Here is a 15607-nt window from a genome sequence, read left to right on the forward strand (position 1 = left end):
TCGAAAAGAGGAAGTACACCGAAACTAGGGAAACTCCATGACGGAAAAATGTAACGTGCTGATATTGGGTGCGGGGGCAGCGGGCATGATGTGTGCCATCCGTGCCGGTCAGCGTGGCCGCTCCGTCATTCTCATCGATCACGCCAAGGCGCCGGGCGAAAAGATCCGCATTTCCGGTGGGGGCCGCTGCAATTTCACTAATGTGCATACCAGCCCGAAGAACTATCTTTCCAGCAATCCGCACTTTGCCAAATCCGCGCTTGCCCGTTACACGCCGCGTGATTTCATTGGCCTTGTGGAAAAGCACCGCATTGCCTTCCATGAAAAGGCGCTTGGCCAATTGTTCTGCGATGACAGCGCCAAGGATATCATCCGCATGCTGCTTGGCGAAATGCAGGCGGTTGGTGCGAAGCTGCGGCTGCAGACGGAGATCACATCGGTGGAAGCCATCGGCACCGGTGGCTTCAGGGTTGCAACATCGGCCGGGATGATCGAAGCGGACAGTCTGGTCATCGCCACCGGTGGAAAATCCATCCCGAAAATGGGCGCGACCGGCTTTGCCTACCGCGTGGCCGAGCAGTTCGGGTTGCCGATCATCGAAACACGGCCCGGCCTTGTGCCGCTCACGCTCGATCCGGTGGTGCTGGAAAAGCTCTCACCGCTGTCGGGCATTGCTGTTCCTGCGGAGCTTTCGCATGGAAAGACATCGTTCAAAGAGGCGCTGCTGTTTACCCACCGAGGCCTGAGCGGCCCCGCGATTCTGCAAATCTCTTCCTTTTGGCGCGAGGGTGACGAGATCAGCCTGAAGATGGAGCCGGAACTCGATGTCATCGGCCATCTGAAGGCGGCGAAAAAGACGAATGGCCGCCAGTCCGCGCAAACGGTGCTTGGTGACATCATGCCTAAGCGTCTGGCGCAGCATGTGGTGGAGCGGGCAGGGGTCACGGGCAATCTGGGCGATATGTCGGACAAGACTTTGGGCGCGCTTGCTTCCGCCATGCAGGAATGGACCATAAAGCCGTCGGGGTCTGAAGGATACCGCACCGCTGAGGTCACCTTGGGCGGCGTCGATACCACCCATCTCGATTCCAAGACGATGCATGCGAAAGCCATGCCGGGCCTCTATTTCATTGGCGAATGTGTTGACGTCACGGGCTGGCTGGGCGGCTATAATTTCCAGTGGGCATGGGCATCCGGCCACGCCGCTGGAGAATCTGTGTGAAGCTTCGCCATCTTAAGGCCTTATTAAGAGACGCGGAGTCATGCTGATCGAATGCCAGCACAACGCAAGTTGATACATGATGTCCCGCTGGACGCCGGAACCCGGCATCGATCGGTTATGTTTCTCGTTCAGGAAGCCGCTCATGATGACGTCCAGAAAACCTGCCCGCGCTATCGCGATTGCTCGCACCGCCCATGACAACGCAGTTTACGCCTTCCGCCTCAGCCTGATCTCGGCTGGTGCGATTGCGGCGTTTCTCGTTTTGCTGTTCTGAAAATTCCGTTGCGCCATACCGGGCAGAGCCCGGCATGACGAACATTTGGTGGGAAGCGCTCAAGCCGCAGCCTTGCCCTGCGCAACGATGACGGGGATGAGCAGGTCTCCCCAGTTGCCGTCGCCGCCATGGTGGCGGGCGGAGCGGACGAGCTCTACCGAAACGCCAGCTTCGACAGCGTTCATGACCGCCTGATTGAGGCGGTGCAAATCATTGGCGAGCATACGGATGGCGCTTTGCTGATCGTGGCTCATGGATGAGGATTGCTCCTCGGTGCGTTCCTTAACTCTCGAAATCGAAGCCATTGTTTTTCCTCCGTTCAATGGGATTGATAGCTTATTCCGCTGCCGGGCGGAACTGGTCGTGTTCGGTCGATTCTTTCATCGCAGTTGTGGATGATGTGCCGCCCGTAATGGCGACGGATACCGCATCGAAATAGCCGGTGCCGACTTCGCGCTGGTGCTTGGTGGCGGTGTAGCCGTTGATTTCGGCGGCGAATTCCGCTTCCTGAAGCTCCGAATAGGCCGCCATCTGCCGGTCCTTGTAGCCGCGTGCCAGTTCAAACATGCCGTAATTGAGTTGATGGAAACCGGCAAGGGTGATGAACTGGAACTTGTAGCCCATGGCGCCGAGTTCGCGCTGGAACTTGGCAATCGTCGCATCATCAAGATGTTTCTTCCAGTTGAAGGACGGCGAGCAATTATAGGCAAGCTTCTTGCCCGGATGCACCTTATGCACGCCTTCTGCAAAGCGTTTGGCCTGTTCCAGATCGGGCTTGGACGTTTCGCACCAGATCAGATCGCAATAGGGCGCATAGGCATTGGCGCGGGCGATGCAGGGCTCCAGTCCGTTTTTGACCTGATAGAAGCCTTCGACGGTGCGACCGGCATCATAATCCACGAAGGGGCGGTCGCGCTCATCGATATCGGAAGTCAAAAGCTTGGCGGCTTCTGCATCCGTGCGGGCAATGACCAGCGTTGGTGTGCCCATGACGTCTGCTGCCAGACGCGCCGCCGTCAGGTTGCGGATATGCGCGGCTGTCGGGATAAGAACCTTGCCGCCCAGATGGCCGCACTTCTTTTCCGATGCCAGCTGGTCTTCATAGTGAACCCCCGCAGCACCCGCCTCGATGAAGGCCTTCATGATTTCAAACGCATTGAGCGGGCCACCGAACCCTGCCTCGGCATCGGCAACGATGGGCGCAAACCAGGTATCGACAGACAGGCCTTTGCCTTCGGCGGTTTCGATCTGGTCGGCGCGCTGCAATGTCTTGTTGATGCGCTTTGCCAGTTCCGGGGCGGCATTGGCCGGGTATAGGGACTGGTCGGGATACATCGAAGAGGCCGTGTTGGCGTCCGCTGCAACCTGCCAGCCGGACAGGTAGATCGCCTTCAATCCAGCGCGAACCATCTGCATGGCCTGATTGCCGGAGAGCGCGCCGAGTGCATTGATGTAGCTTTCCTCATTGATGAGCTGCCACAACCGGTTCGCGCCCATCTCCGCCAGCGAGTAACGGATCTCGACAGAGCCGCGCAGCTTCTCCACATCCGCTGCCGTATAGCTGCGCTCAATGCCATCAAAACGACCCTTCGGAGCCTTCGGTACAAGCTTGTAAAAATCCGTCATATCTCTCTCCCTTTGTCACATCTCCTTGCTGATCCACTCCCGATCAGCAGTGATCCGATGTAGAAATGTTTACAATTTACTGCCTTCAGTCGCCAGTTCAAAAGCAATATCAGTGACTTGAAAGAGGTCACGCTGTGGGGAATTTGACAGCAAGATTTGTAAAATTGTAAATTTTGTAAAAATGACCGGCTGAGTTATTCTGTCTGCATCACTTGCTGGGAGGCGTTGGTGGAAGCAAAGATTTTCGCAGGCGCGCGCGTGCGCCGTGTGCGTAATGGACTGGGCTTGACGCAGACGGCGATGGCGGAGGCACTGTCGATTTCGCCGTCCTATCTCAACCTCATCGAACGCAACCAACGCCCGCTGACCGTTCAGCTTCTGCTGAAACTCTCATCTGTCTACAAGGTGGATCTCGATGATCTGCAGGGCGAGAGTGGCGGCATGTCCAGCCAGCTGCGGGAAGTGTTTGCCGATCCGCTTTTGGCGGGGGAGGTGCCGTCGGGACAGGAACTGGTTGAGGTGGCGGAAGCGGCCCCCAATGTGGCGGCTGGTATCAACAAGCTCTACCGTGCCTATCGCGAGCAGGCGCAGCGCCTCAGCGACCTCTCCGATCTTCTGGCGCGGGAAGGGCACCAGACCACGCTTTCGGCAACGCGCCTGCCCATTGACGAAGTGCGGGAAATCTTTGAACGGCGGCCCGCTTTTTTTGCGCAGCTGGATGCGGCGGCGGAAGCGTTTCACGCTGCGCTGAAGCCGGGAGACGATCTGGCGCAGGCGCTGAAACTCTGGCTTCAGAAAAACCACGGCATCGTTGTGCGCACCATGCCGGTGCACGCCATGCCGAATTTGCGAAGGCGTTATGACCGCCACTCCATGCGGCTGTTTCTCTCCGAGCGCCTTTCGCCGCAGGATCAGCTGCGTGAGATGGCCATGGAAGCCTGTCTTTTGGCGCTGACGACGGAGATTGGTGTTGAGCTTGCAGACCTGCCGCTTTCCAGTGAAGAGGCGAAACGTATCGCCCGTTTCGAGCTTGCGCGTTACGCCGCCCATGCGCTGATGATGCCCTATGGCGCATATCTCGCCGCCGCACAGCGGGCGCGTTACGATATCGACATCTTGCGCGGGCGCTTCAACGTATCGTTCGAGCAGGCGGCAAGCCGCCTCGTTACTCTGGTACGGCCGGGTGCCAACGGTATTGCCTTCTTCCTCATGGAAATCGACAGTGCCGGAAACCGTTTTCGCAAGGCGGGCGCGCTTGGCTTTCCGCAGGCCCGCTTTGGTGGGCTCTGTCCCAAGCTCAATGTGCATGCCGCTTTTTCACAGCCCGGTCAGGTTCTGGCCGAGCAGGTGGAGATGCCGGATGGCGGTGCCTATCTGACCATTGCACGCACGTTGGAGGGGCCGCAGGCAGGCTTTGGAGAAAGGCTTCGCCGCACCACGGTCATGATCGCCTGCGATGCCGCACTTGCCAGGGAAACGGTTTATGGTGACGCGGTTGGAAGCGCAGCGCTGCGGGTTGCCATCGGCCCATCCTGTCGTCTGTGTGAGAGGCAAGGCTGCCTGTCGCGTGCCGAAGCGCCGTTGACGCGGCCATTGGGGCTGGATGAGATGGTCACGGGTCTCAGCGTTTTCGATTTTCAGTGACGCATTTGAAGACAATTGTTTGAAAATGCCGCGCTGCACATTTCCCGCTTGCGGCGGCAAGTTTTCCTTTCTAGTCTCTGACAAAACAAGGGGATCACGCGCTTCCCACGGCGCGCTCAAACAGGAGTTACCATGAAACACCGTTCGCTTCGTTTCAGTCTTGCTGTTGTGGCCGCGGCGCTGGCCGCCGGCACGGCCTATGCGCAGGAAAAGGTCGTCCACGTTTATAACTGGTCCGACTATATCGAACCTTCTCTGCTGGAAGAATTCACTAAGGAAACCGGCATCAAGGTCGTTTACGACGTTTATGATGGCAACGAGGTTCTGGAAACCAAGCTTTTGGCCGGCAATTCCGGTTATGACGTGGTTGCGCCGACATCGCCGTTCCTTGCGCGTCAGATCAAGGCTGGCGTGTACCAGAAGCTGGATAAATCCAAGCTGCCGAACCTCAAGAACATGTGGCCTGAGATCACCACCCGTCTGGCGCAGTACGATCCCGGCAACGAATATGCCGTCAACTACATGTGGGGCACCACCGGCATCGGTTACAACGTGGCCAAGATCAAGGCCGCCTTGGGCGACGTGAAGATCGATAGCTGGGATGTTATCTTCAAGCCTGAAAATGCTGCAAAGCTGAAGTCATGCGGCATCAACATTCTGGATGCATCCGACGAAACCTTCGCCATTGCCATGAACTACATCGGCAAAAACCCTGACAGCAAGGAAACTGCCGATCTGGAAGCAGGCGGCGATGTCTACAAGGCCATCCGTCCTTCGGTGAAGACCTTCAATTCCTCGGCCTATATCGATGAGCTGGCCAATGGCGATAGCTGCATTACCATCGGTTGGTCTGGCGACATTCTTCAGGCCAAGGCGCGCGCTGAAGAAGCCAAGAATGGCGTGGAAGTGAACTACGTCATTCCCAAGGAAGGCACCTATATCTGGATGGATTCCTTCGTCATTCCGGCAGATGCCAAAAATGTCGATGCAGCCCACGCCTTCATCAATTTCATGATGAAGCCCGATGTCGCTGCCAAGGCATCCGACTATGTGCAATATGCCAACGGCAATCTGGCATCGCAGGCATTGATGGATGAGGCTGTTTCGAAGAACCCCGGTGTTTACCCGGACGCCGAGACAATGAAGAAGCTCTTCACCATCTCGCCTTACGGGCCAAAAGAACAGCGCGTTCTCAACCGCGTCTGGACACAGATAAAAACCGGCAGCTGACCGGGATTGGAAAAAGGGGCGGGCGCATTCCTGCCCCTTTCTCGTTCAGGCTTATGAAACAGATGGGACAATACATGGCTAAATCTCTTGGTCCGGTGAAGCGCAAATTCTCTCCATGGACAGACCCGGCCTCCGTGCCGTTCATTCGGTTTGAGAATGTGACCAAGAGATTTGGCGATTTCGTTGCCGTCGATAATCTGACGCTGGATATTTACGAGCGCGAATTCTTCTCCCTGCTCGGGCCATCGGGCTGCGGCAAGACGACATTGATGCGCATGCTGGCCGGTTTCGAAGAGCCGACCGAGGGCCGTATCCTTTTGCAGGGCAAGGATATTTCCGGTGTTCCGCCCTATAAGCGTCCCACCAATATGATGTTCCAGTCCTACGCGCTTTTCCCGCATATGTCGGTTGAGAAGAACATCGCCTTCGGGCTTGAACAGGATAATCTGCCACGGGCCGAGATCAACACCCGTGTCCAGGAAATGCTGCGCCTCGTCAAGCTCACCGAGTTTGCCAAGCGCAAGCCGAGCCAGCTTTCCGGCGGCCAGCGCCAGCGTGTGGCGCTTGCCCGTTCGCTGGCAAAGCGCCCGAAGGTTCTTCTGCTGGATGAGCCATTGGGCGCGCTGGATCGGAAGCTGCGCGAAGAAACCCAGTTCGAAATCATGGATTTGCAGCAGACGCTGGGCCTGACCTTTCTTATCGTCACGCACGATCAGGAAGAGGCCATGACCGTCTCGGACCGCATTGCCGTGATGGACAAGGGCACCGTCGTGCAGGTGGCGACGCCCGCCGAAATCTACGAAGCGCCCAACAGCCGCTACGTCGCGGATTTCATTGGTGATATCAATATTTTCGAAGCCGAGGTCAAGGATATCGCCCCGCGTGAGGGTGCGCCGGCCCATATCCGTCTGGACTGCGAAGGTCTGCCCGTTGTGGTGGAGCAGGATTGCGCCGTCGCGGTCGGCGGCAAGGTTGCCTTTGCCATTCGCCCGGAAAAGGTAGGCATCTCGCTCGACCCGCCTGCGGACACGACAGTCAATGTCGGTCACGGCGAAGTCTGGGATATCGGTTATCTTGGCGATTTCTCGATATTCATCGTCAAATTGAGTGATGGCCGCATCATGCGGGCGGCGCAAGCCAATGTGTCACGCCTCGTCGATCGACCCATCACCTTCGGGGATATGGTCTGGTTGAAGTGGAAAGCCGATTCCGGTCTGGTTCTCACCCGCTAAAGGAGGTGTCATATGGCTATCTCGTCTCCTGAAAATCGGCAGAGCCCTCTGCGCTGGCTCATTGTCGCCGTTCCCTATATCTGGCTTGCGCTGTTTTTCACCGCGCCGTTTCTGATCATCGTCAAGATTTCGCTGTCCGATACGGCCATCGCCATGCCGCCCTATGTGCCGGTGTTTGACGGCTTCAGCGTCATTGGCGATTTCCTGTCGCAGCTCGATTTCGAGAATTATCTGTTCCTCACGCAGGACCCGCTTTACGTTGAAGCCTATCTGTCGTCGCTGCGGATCGCGCTGATTTCAACACTCCTGCTGTTGTTGATCGGCTACCCCATGGCGCTGGCCATGGCGCGTGCGCCTACGACCATCAGGCCAACTCTGGTCATGCTGGTCATTCTGCCGTTCTGGACCTCGTTCCTCATCCGTGTTTACGCATGGATCGGCATCTTGAAACCAGAGGGGCTGTTGACGGTTCTATTCCAGACCATCGGCATTCTGGGCCCGGACGAGCAGGTCAATATTTTCCGAACGGATACATCGGTCTTCATCGGCATCGTTTATTCCTACCTGCCTTTCATGGTGCTGCCGCTCTATGCAGCCCTTGAAAAGCTCGACAATACCTTGCTGGAAGCCGCAGCCGATCTCGGTTGCCCGCCATGGAAAGCCTTCTGGAAAATCACCTTCCCACTGTCTCTGCCCGGCGTGATTGCCGGATCGATGATCTGCTTCATTCCCATAACAGGTGAATTTGTCATCCCCGATCTCCTGGGCGGCGCGGAAACGCTGATGATCGGCAAGACATTGTGGACGGAGTTCTTCGGCAACAGAGATTGGCCGCTGGCCTCGGCCGTTGCCGTGTTGTTGCTGCTGGTGCTTGTCGTGCCCATCGCCATCTTCCAGAACCAGCAGAAGAAGGTGAGCTGAGCCATGAAGCGCGGTAAATTTGACACCACCATCCTCACGCTCTGCTTTGCGTTCCTCTATATTCCGATCCTCATTCTGGTGATCTATTCCTTCAATGCGTCCAAGCTCGTCACGGTTTGGGGCGGGTTCTCGCTACACTGGTATCAGTCCATGTGGAGCAATGAGAGCCTGATGGATGCAGCATGGATCACGCTGCGCGTGGCGCTTTTGAGCGCGACCATCGGCACGATCCTGGGAACGCTGGCAGCTCTGTCACTCACTCGCTTTACCCGGTTTCCGGGGCGGATGCTGTTTTCCGGCATGATCTACGCGCCACTCGTCATGCCAGAGGTTATCACCGGCCTATCCTTGCTGCTGCTGTTCGTCTCCATCGGGGTGGATCGCGGTTTCTGGACCGTCATCATCGCGCACACGACCTTCACCATGTGCTATGTGGCGATCGTGGTGCAATCGCGTCTGCTGACCTTCGACCGTAGCCTGGAAGAGGCAGCGCTCGATCTTGGCTGCCCGCCCGTCAAAACCTTCTTCCGCATCACTCTTCCGTTGATCTTGCCGGGTGTCGTTGCGGGCTGGATGCTGGCATTTTCACTGTCGCTGGACGATCTGGTCATCGCGAGCTTTACCACGGGGCCGGGCGCAACAACGCTGCCAATCAAGATCTATTCGCAGGTGCGGTTGGGTGTGACGCCTGAGATCAATGCCATCTGCACGATCCTGATCGCCTTCGTCACCGTTGGCGTCATCTGCGCCTCGCTTGCCACCAAGCGTTCGGAATTGCAGCGGATGCGGGATCAGCACGCGGCGGCCAAAGGCTGATCGGCTTATTTGTGGCGGTTTAATGCAAATGAGCCGATTAGGATTTTGTTGTCCCTAAATGGTGTAGTGCGCTTTTAACACTTTGTTAAAGGGCAATGTCTCAAATGGTGTTTAACGTGGGTGCACTCAATGAGAGGGTGGCCGGGTCGGTGACCCAAAGACATGATGTTTGTTTATTCCTACTCTCGTTATTAGCACAAACTTTTAAAGGCAGCATTCGCTGCCTTTTTTTTCACTGTCAGTGTGCATCAGGTCCGTGGTCGAGCGACCGGGAAACGAAGAGTACGGGAATAAGTCCTGCGGCGATGATGATGAGAGCTGGGATGGAGGCATCCTGCACTTTGGAGCGCGACGCATTCTCATAGACCAATGTGGCGAGCGTGTTGAAGTTGAACGGTCGCAGCATGATGGTGGCGGGCAGTTCTTTCAGGGATTCGATGAAAACCAACAGGGCGGCGGTCACGGCGGCCGGGCGAATGTTGGGTAACAGCACATCCACCAGCGTGCGGGAGCGCGTGCGCCCGAGCGTTCTGGCGGCCATATCGACATGCGGCGAGAGCTTTTGAAAGCCCGCATCGATCGTGCCTTCCGAAAGCGTCACGAACCGCACACTATGGGCGTAAATGATGGCAAATGCCGTTCCCGAAAGCAGAAGTCCGGTCGAAATGTTGAGGTGAGCCCGCAAGAGGCCATCGAGCGCATTGTCAAAGGCTGAAAGCGGCAACAACACCCCGATGGCGAGCACCGTTCCTGGGATGCCATAACCCAGTGAGCCTACGCGACTGGCAACACGCGCAAAGGGCGATGCGTTGATGCGCTGGACATAGGCAAAAAGAAAGCCAAAGACGAGGGTGATGACAGCGGCACAAATCGACACTTCCAAACTGTGTGCCAGCGCCTTGATGAGTTTCGGATCGGCAAGCGCACCAAGCCGCTTGAGGGCATAACCCCCCAGCACCAGAACCGGGATTGCAAAACCACAGAGAACGGGCAGCAGGCAGAAGGCCGTCGCTGCCCAGCCGGTTGCTGGCGGAAGTGCCTTCAAGGCAAAGCGCTGCTTCATGGCCGTGGATTTGGCGGCGGTGAACCGCTGGCTGCTGCGCGCCTTTCTTTCGGTGATGATGAGCGCCACGACAATGAGGATGAGCACCGAGGCGATCTGTGTTGCGCCAGCCAGATTTCCTCGATTGAGCCAGGTTTCGTAGATGGCGAATGTCAGGGTACGAACGCCCAGATACTCGACCGCTCCGATATCGTTGAGCGTCTCCATCATCACAAGTGCAAGACCGATGATGATGGCGGGTCTGGCCATGGGCAGTTGCACGGTGAGGAATATTCGCAAAGGGCTTGCGCCGAGCGTTCTGGCGGCCTCCGTGGCCAGCCTGCCTTGCAGGCCAAAAGCGGCGCGCACAGATAGGTACACATAAGGGTAAAGCACCGAACTCAGCACCAGAACCGCGCCACCGAGCGATCGCACATCCGGGAACCAGTAGTCCTTGATGGATTGATAACCCAAGAGAGAGCGCAGAGCCGTCTGCACAGGGCCTGTGAAATCCAGGAACTCGCCAAATGCATAGGCAGCCAGATAAGACGGGATGGCAAGCGGCAGGACCAGCGCAAAGGATACCAGACGGCGCAGCGGAAACTCAAAGCTGCTGACGAGCCATGCGGCGATGATGCCAAAGACGGCGCAAGTAAGCCCGGTCATCACGAGAAGCGCCAGCGTTTGCACACCCACACGCGGCAGAACATTGACCAGCAAATGATGCCAGCCATCGGTGCCGCCTGTGGCCGCAATAGAAAAGATGGCAATCAAAGGCATGGAGACCATTGCCGCCAGCACCAGCGTGGCTATGGACAGGCCTGAGACGCCCGCTCTTGGCCGGAATATGCGGGAAGAGAACATCCGTGATGACGCCAATGCCTTTATTCCTTCCGACATCGGCTAAAGCCGATGCGTCGATCTAAAAATGTCTGGAGGAACGAGCCTCGCAGACATTGCTAATCCTGGAAGGGTTCAGTTCGCAAGCACGCGCTGCGAAGGAAAGCTGATTTCCACCAGCGTTCCCTCGTTGGGAGCCGATGTAATCGAGAAGTTGGCACGGTTGGCATCCACCATCGCCTTTGTCAGCGGCAGGCCAAGGCCAGTGCCATCGCCGCGAACGCGGTTGCTGGAGGCCGAAACCTGACGGAATGGTTTCATGGCATGTTCCAGTTCCGTGCGGGTCATGCCGATGCCGGTATCACGAATGCGCAGAACAACGCTGCCATTGGCTTCGTAGGCCGTCGACACAACGATCTGACCGCCCGATGGCGTGAACTTGATGGCATTCGACAGCACGTTGAGCATGATCTGCTTGATCGAGCGAAGATCGGCAACGATCTGCGGCACAGACTGCGACAGCGCAGTGCGAATGATGACCCGCTGGTTGTTCGCCTGCGGCTGCACGATGGACACGGCCTCGGCAATCGTGTCGTTCAGGGCGACCGCCTTGAAGTCGACATCCATCTGGCCCGCCTCGATCTTGGAAATATCCAGCAGATCGTTGACGATATCGAGAACGTGACGACCAGAGCGACCGATGTCGTTGGAATATTCCACATAACGCGGGTGGCCGACAGGGCCGAAACGCTCCGTTGCCATCAGTTCTGCAAAGCCGATAATGGCGTTCAGAGGCGTACGAATTTCATGGCTGACGCGGGCGAGGAAATCGGTCTTGTGCGCGTTTGCTGTCTCTGCGGCGCGCTTGGCGTTGCGCAAATCTTCTTCCGTGCGTTTCCACTGGGTAATGTCGCGAATAACAGCGCAATAGCCATTGGATGATTTCAGCCGGCCAATGGTCATGAACAGCGGCAGGAAACCGCCGGATGCCTCACGGCCAATGACTTCACGGCCATCGTTCAGCACGCTTGCGACGCCATTATTGGCAAGGCCCGAGAGATAATCAAGAACCGCACGCTGGCTCTCATGAGCAAACAGCATGACGAAGGGTTTGCCGGAGATTTCATCATTATCGTAATTGAACAAAGCATTGGCGGAACGGTTCAGCGACCTGATCGTGCCACCTTCGTCTAGCAGCACTACACCATCCGTCGCCGTTTCCAGTATCGAATGCAGTTCCTCGACCTGGCCTTTCAGCGCAGAAACCTCGCCATCCGTGGCATCGGTTGTAGGTTGTTGAACGTCATTCTCGTTGGCGGGCAGGGGATTGGCGGCAGGCTCCTGCATCGGTATGAGAGACAGCATCAAAGCGCCCGCGTCGTCCCAGCTTACGGATTGCAGGCGTGCCTTGACCGGAATGAGTTCGTTCTCTGCGCTGACGGCCACCAAGCCGCCCGAGCGCTGCGACACGGCGTCGAGATCATCACGCTGCAACAGCGCATCAAGACCGCCAACCTCGGCCAGTTCCTCGATGGTGCCATAGCCTGTCAGGCGCAGAAATTCCGGATTGGCATGGATCAGCCGGTCACCGCTGTGAACCAGAAGCGCGACCGGCATCTGGTCGATTGTGTCAGCATTCAGCGTAGCGATCGTGCGCGGCGCATTGTGGGTCTCAACGGGCGCATCCGCTTGAGAGGGGCGGGCTACGCTCTGTGGAGCGATGAAGGTAACATTTTCATCACCACGCGTGTAGGCAGCGAAATCGTCGTCATCATCAGAGGACACGTCTGCAGACTGTTCACTGTTTGCTGTGAACAACTCCTGCTGCAATGCTTCGTCTGTATTGACGGGTTCGACATCCGATGCCGCATCATCGATAGGCTCGGGCGAAACAGTTTTATCGTGTTCCGTCTTCCTCTCGTCGGCAACAACCGGCGTGAGGGCGCGGCCGATTTCCTGGAAGGCAGCCTGCTCGCTCGCGCTCAAGCCCTCGCGGTTCTTAGCGCGGTGTTGTTCAAACTGAACGACCTTGTCGGTAGAACGGCGGTTCGGCGTCTCGGTGATCTCAAGAACAGGGACTTCAGTTTCTGGCGGATTGAAGTCACGCTGCGCCTGCGGGCGTTCGTCCTCGGCAATATTCTCGTTCACAGCCTGCAAGGGAGCGGGCGCGTCTTCTGCCGCGTCATCCTTAGCGTCTGCTGGCGAAACCGCCGCAACGGCCGCATCATCCGCGACTGTTTCGGCCAGTTCGTCATCTGCTGGCTGTTCTTCACCCGCAAGCGCTAGGCCAACGGCGTTCGGATCTTCTACCGCGTCCGTGATGCGAACAATGCCGAACCCCCGGAAGCCATCAAACTCACGCGACCGCGTATAGGTTGGCAGGGCTGCAAGATCGATGGGAACCATCAATGATGTGCCTTCGACAGGCCAATAGATCGTCTTGCCGGACCACGTGTCGCGTCGGTTCAAAAGCTCGGTAATCTTGCCATCCGGGTCAAGGTTGAACAAAGCGGCCAGATCGGCAAAGCTCATGCCTTCAACATTGGCAGCCTTTGGCCCCACAGCATCCGCGAATTCATGCGATACGGAGCTGAACCGCCCGGCGGCATCAATCTTCCAGACGAAGCGGGATGCGCGCCGACTTGGATCGAATGTGAATCCTGCCTCATCCTCAACAGGCGATGTCGCGGCATCTTCCAGCTCGACTGTATCGGCAACGGCAACCGGTTCCGGCTCGACGTCGGCTGTCTCTGTTTCAGCCTCGTCCTCGCCCAAGACAGTGGTTTCAGTCTGGACGGCTTCTACAGGTGTGATTTCCTCTTCGGAGGGCGTGACATCGACGTCGGCCTCAGCTTCAACGATGACCGTTTCCGGGATCGTTGTGTCAGCCTCGTCAAGCACTTGCGGCTCTAGCGCTGGCTCCAGATCGGTCATTTCAGTCGCAAGGCCGTCAACTGAGTCAACCGGATCGGCAGAGACAGCCTCAGCAACCTCTTCCTTCGAGACGGTACCGGGAAGCTCTACATGCTGTTGGGCCGCTGGCTCTACTCTTGTCTGGGTAAACTCGGCGGAAGGATCAAGCGTGCCGATGACGGTTTCAACCACGAACAGAAGGTTGAGCTGCGGGTCTTGTGACAGTTGCCCGGCGGCGGCAGGGAGATAACCCTTGCCCGCAGGCACCGGCCTCTTGACCAGCTTGCCGGGTTGGCCAGATGCCATGGCCACAAGCGTGCGTGTCGTAACAGGCGTAATGCCTAGCGCCGAAAAGCCTTGCGACGCCGCAAGGACCTTGCTGTCGGCATCCAGCACCGCCAAGTGAATGTCAGGGTCATCGAAACCCTCAATCATCCGGCGTGCCCGCTCCTGAAGCGAAGGGACAACGGCGTCGATCGGCGCGGTAAAGAGGATTGCAGGCTGGCCGGGTTCCGGTTCGATGATCTGGGCCGTCGCCATAACCGAAACGCTTTTGAAACCGGAATGAATGCGGATATTGAACTGCCCGCTGTCGCCGGTTTTTGCAAGGCGCGCCGCCGTTGCGGCAAATTGCCGGAATGTTACATCCTGCTGCCTTGGCCCGCGCTCCAGGAAATCATAGATCATGGGCGTGCCGAACAAGGCCGCACCCCGGCCATTGGCCCAGAGCGCCGTCTGCAAATCCATTGAGAATAGGGCCATGGCTTCGCCGCGACCGAAATGGTCACGAACGCGCTCATGGACTGCAATGTCAATAAATGGATATTGTACGGCGGGCATGTGGATACCTATTCTGGCACGACCTGACCTCACGCAACCGCAAAACCTCATCATGAGGGGTATACGGCCTGCATCGGCCCGATGTTAACAGAATCTTAAATAACTTGACAGGGTCTTTTGGTCCATCATCTGTAAGGGGAATTGCCAATTACAGTTAATGCGCCAGACTTTTAGGATCAGAACTGTACATCACATCCAATGTGTGTCGGCAGCAGCCCAAATGCAATCGACAATCGGTGTTTGCGGCCTTTCTTCCATAGGCTTTTTGCAGCTCTTGCCGACGCCTATTCGAAACATGCTTGTTTTATGACCCTTTTTTCGTAAAAATCACCGAAGGACTTGCAAAACGGAAAAACTCCCCGTATGTGAGCCCCCGTGACGCCAACACGGCGTCCGTGATGTGCGGTTGTAGCTCAGTTGGTTAGAGCGCAGGTTTGTGGCACCTGAGGTCGGAGGTTCAATTCCCCCCAACCGTACCATTTTTCCACAATATATCCAGATGTTTACGGTAAGCCGGAACATTGTGGTGCGCTGAGTTTCTATACCTTACTGCAGCCCACAGAGTTTTCTTTATCCTTGGTCAGGGCGCTTCGTCGCGAACGATCATACACTCTGGCGTCAGAGGCCGGCTGAAACCGCCAGCGTCTCGACCCCTTTTTCACCTCCCTGTCTTCTATCCACGCAGCCCGTTTTGCGCGCATGTCGTCTGTGGCTTCTGATTGTGCCAATCCGTTTTCACCTCGCCAGAATGTGGTGCTGAAAAGTCAACAAATGTTGACAGGCTGCCTTCCTTCCTGAAACCATAGGGCGAGTTAGCTTCAAAAGTATTAGTTAGCTTCAAGCAAGCTTATCCTCATATTTCCACTCTGGGGAATGCAACCAATGGTAATCGATTCGGCCATTGGGGATCATAGGGGAGAAAATGATAATGGCAGAAACGTAAAATCACCGTCATCAGCATAAGCCGTCATTAGCGGCTTTTCGTCTATTGCGGCGCACAATTTTTA

At 56.9% G+C, this 15607-nt stretch carries 11 protein-coding genes and 1 tRNA gene; 8 read left to right on the forward strand and 4 right to left on the reverse strand.

The annotated features are described in order from the left end of the window. Positions 1 to 37 precede the first annotated feature (37 nt). Both RQI55_RS08585 and RQI55_RS08590 read left to right on the forward strand, forming a co-directional pair. Entirely contained in the window at positions 38 to 1222 is a 1185-nt protein-coding gene (locus tag RQI55_RS08585; RefSeq protein ID WP_243256633.1) for an NAD(P)/FAD-dependent oxidoreductase, read from the forward strand. Positions 1223 to 1364: 142 nt separating this feature from the next. Further along, complete coding sequence (locus RQI55_RS08590) at positions 1365 to 1496, forward strand: hypothetical protein (protein WP_279290413.1); 132 nt, start codon at positions 1365 to 1367, stop codon at positions 1494 to 1496. A 59-nt stretch (positions 1497 to 1555) separates the two neighbouring features. On the opposite strand, the gene RQI55_RS08595 is transcribed toward RQI55_RS08590, so the two are convergent. Together RQI55_RS08595 and aceA are read right to left on the reverse strand one after the other, a co-directional pair. Then, positions 1556 to 1801, reverse strand: a complete 246-nt coding sequence (locus RQI55_RS08595) for a hypothetical protein (RefSeq protein WP_243256632.1) — start codon at positions 1799 to 1801, stop codon at positions 1556 to 1558. 31 nt (positions 1802 to 1832) lie between these two features. After that, positions 1833 to 3122 carry an isocitrate lyase gene (aceA, locus tag RQI55_RS08600; RefSeq protein WP_243256631.1) on the reverse strand — a complete coding sequence of 430 codons (1290 nt, stop codon included), beginning with the start codon at positions 3120 to 3122 and terminating at the stop codon, positions 1833 to 1835. Between the two features lie 225 nt (positions 3123 to 3347). Here aceA and RQI55_RS08605 point away from each other — a divergent pair, with 225 nt between their 5' ends. From RQI55_RS08605 to RQI55_RS08625, 5 genes are all read left to right on the forward strand, one after another. Continuing rightward, entirely contained in the window at positions 3348 to 4766 is a 1419-nt protein-coding gene (locus RQI55_RS08605) for a short-chain fatty acyl-CoA regulator family protein (protein WP_243256630.1), read from the forward strand. A gap of 132 nt (positions 4767 to 4898) precedes the next feature. Then, a complete protein-coding gene (locus RQI55_RS08610) occupies positions 4899 to 5996 on the forward strand; it encodes a polyamine ABC transporter substrate-binding protein (protein WP_243256629.1) in 1098 nt (365 codons plus the stop codon). 74 nt (positions 5997 to 6070) lie between these two features. Then, complete coding sequence (locus tag RQI55_RS08615; protein ID WP_042619076.1) at positions 6071 to 7228, forward strand: ABC transporter ATP-binding protein; 1158 nt, start codon at positions 6071 to 6073, stop codon at positions 7226 to 7228. A gap of 12 nt (positions 7229 to 7240) precedes the next feature. After that, a complete protein-coding gene (locus RQI55_RS08620; RefSeq protein WP_243256628.1) occupies positions 7241 to 8149 on the forward strand; it encodes an ABC transporter permease subunit in 909 nt (302 codons plus the stop codon). Between the two features lie 3 nt (positions 8150 to 8152). Then, positions 8153 to 8965: an ABC transporter permease gene (locus tag RQI55_RS08625; RefSeq protein WP_042619078.1), complete on the forward strand. Its 813-nt coding sequence runs from the start codon at positions 8153 to 8155 to the stop codon at positions 8963 to 8965. Between the two features lie 238 nt (positions 8966 to 9203). On the opposite strand, the gene RQI55_RS08630 is transcribed toward RQI55_RS08625, so the two are convergent. Together RQI55_RS08630 and RQI55_RS08635 are read right to left on the reverse strand one after the other, a co-directional pair. Further along, on the reverse strand, positions 9204 to 10871 hold the full coding sequence (locus tag RQI55_RS08630; RefSeq protein ID WP_243256627.1) for an iron ABC transporter permease: 1668 nt from the start codon (positions 10869 to 10871) through the stop codon (positions 9204 to 9206). A gap of 111 nt (positions 10872 to 10982) precedes the next feature. Then, the gene (locus RQI55_RS08635; RefSeq protein ID WP_243256626.1) at positions 10983 to 14600 is read right to left on the reverse strand and encodes an ATP-binding protein; all 3618 of its coding nucleotides are present in this window, start codon (positions 14598 to 14600) and stop codon (positions 10983 to 10985) included. 402 nt (positions 14601 to 15002) lie between these two features. On the opposite strand from RQI55_RS08635, the gene RQI55_RS08640 reads away from it, so the two are divergent. Beyond that, positions 15003 to 15079, forward strand: a tRNA-His gene (locus tag RQI55_RS08640). The last annotated feature ends 528 nt before the right edge of the window (positions 15080 to 15607 follow it).

The organism is Rhizobium sp. WCS2018Hpa-16 (assembly GCF_031843705.1).
Lineage (GTDB): Bacteria > Pseudomonadota > Alphaproteobacteria > Rhizobiales > Rhizobiaceae > Agrobacterium > Agrobacterium tumefaciens_C.

Coding starts and splice junctions, on each gene's coding strand:
- RQI55_RS08590 (WP_279290413.1), top strand. CDS start 1,365: ATGATGACGTCCAGAAAACCTGCCCGCGCTATCGCGATTGCTCGCACC.
- RQI55_RS08625 (WP_042619078.1), top strand. CDS start 8,153: ATGAAGCGCGGTAAATTTGACACCACCATCCTCACGCTCTGCTTTGCG.
- RQI55_RS08630 (WP_243256627.1), bottom strand. CDS start 10,871: ATGTTCTCTTCCCGCATATTCCGGCCAAGAGCGGGCGTCTCAGGCCTG.
- RQI55_RS08615 (WP_042619076.1), top strand. CDS start 6,071: ATGGCTAAATCTCTTGGTCCGGTGAAGCGCAAATTCTCTCCATGGACA.
- RQI55_RS08620 (WP_243256628.1), top strand. CDS start 7,241: ATGGCTATCTCGTCTCCTGAAAATCGGCAGAGCCCTCTGCGCTGGCTC.
- RQI55_RS08610 (WP_243256629.1), top strand. CDS start 4,899: ATGAAACACCGTTCGCTTCGTTTCAGTCTTGCTGTTGTGGCCGCGGCG.
- RQI55_RS08595 (WP_243256632.1), bottom strand. CDS start 1,801: ATGGCTTCGATTTCGAGAGTTAAGGAACGCACCGAGGAGCAATCCTCA.
- aceA (WP_243256631.1), bottom strand. CDS start 3,122: ATGACGGATTTTTACAAGCTTGTACCGAAGGCTCCGAAGGGTCGTTTT.
- RQI55_RS08635 (WP_243256626.1), bottom strand. CDS start 14,600: ATGCCCGCCGTACAATATCCATTTATTGACATTGCAGTCCATGAGCGC.
- RQI55_RS08585 (WP_243256633.1), top strand. CDS start 38: ATGACGGAAAAATGTAACGTGCTGATATTGGGTGCGGGGGCAGCGGGC.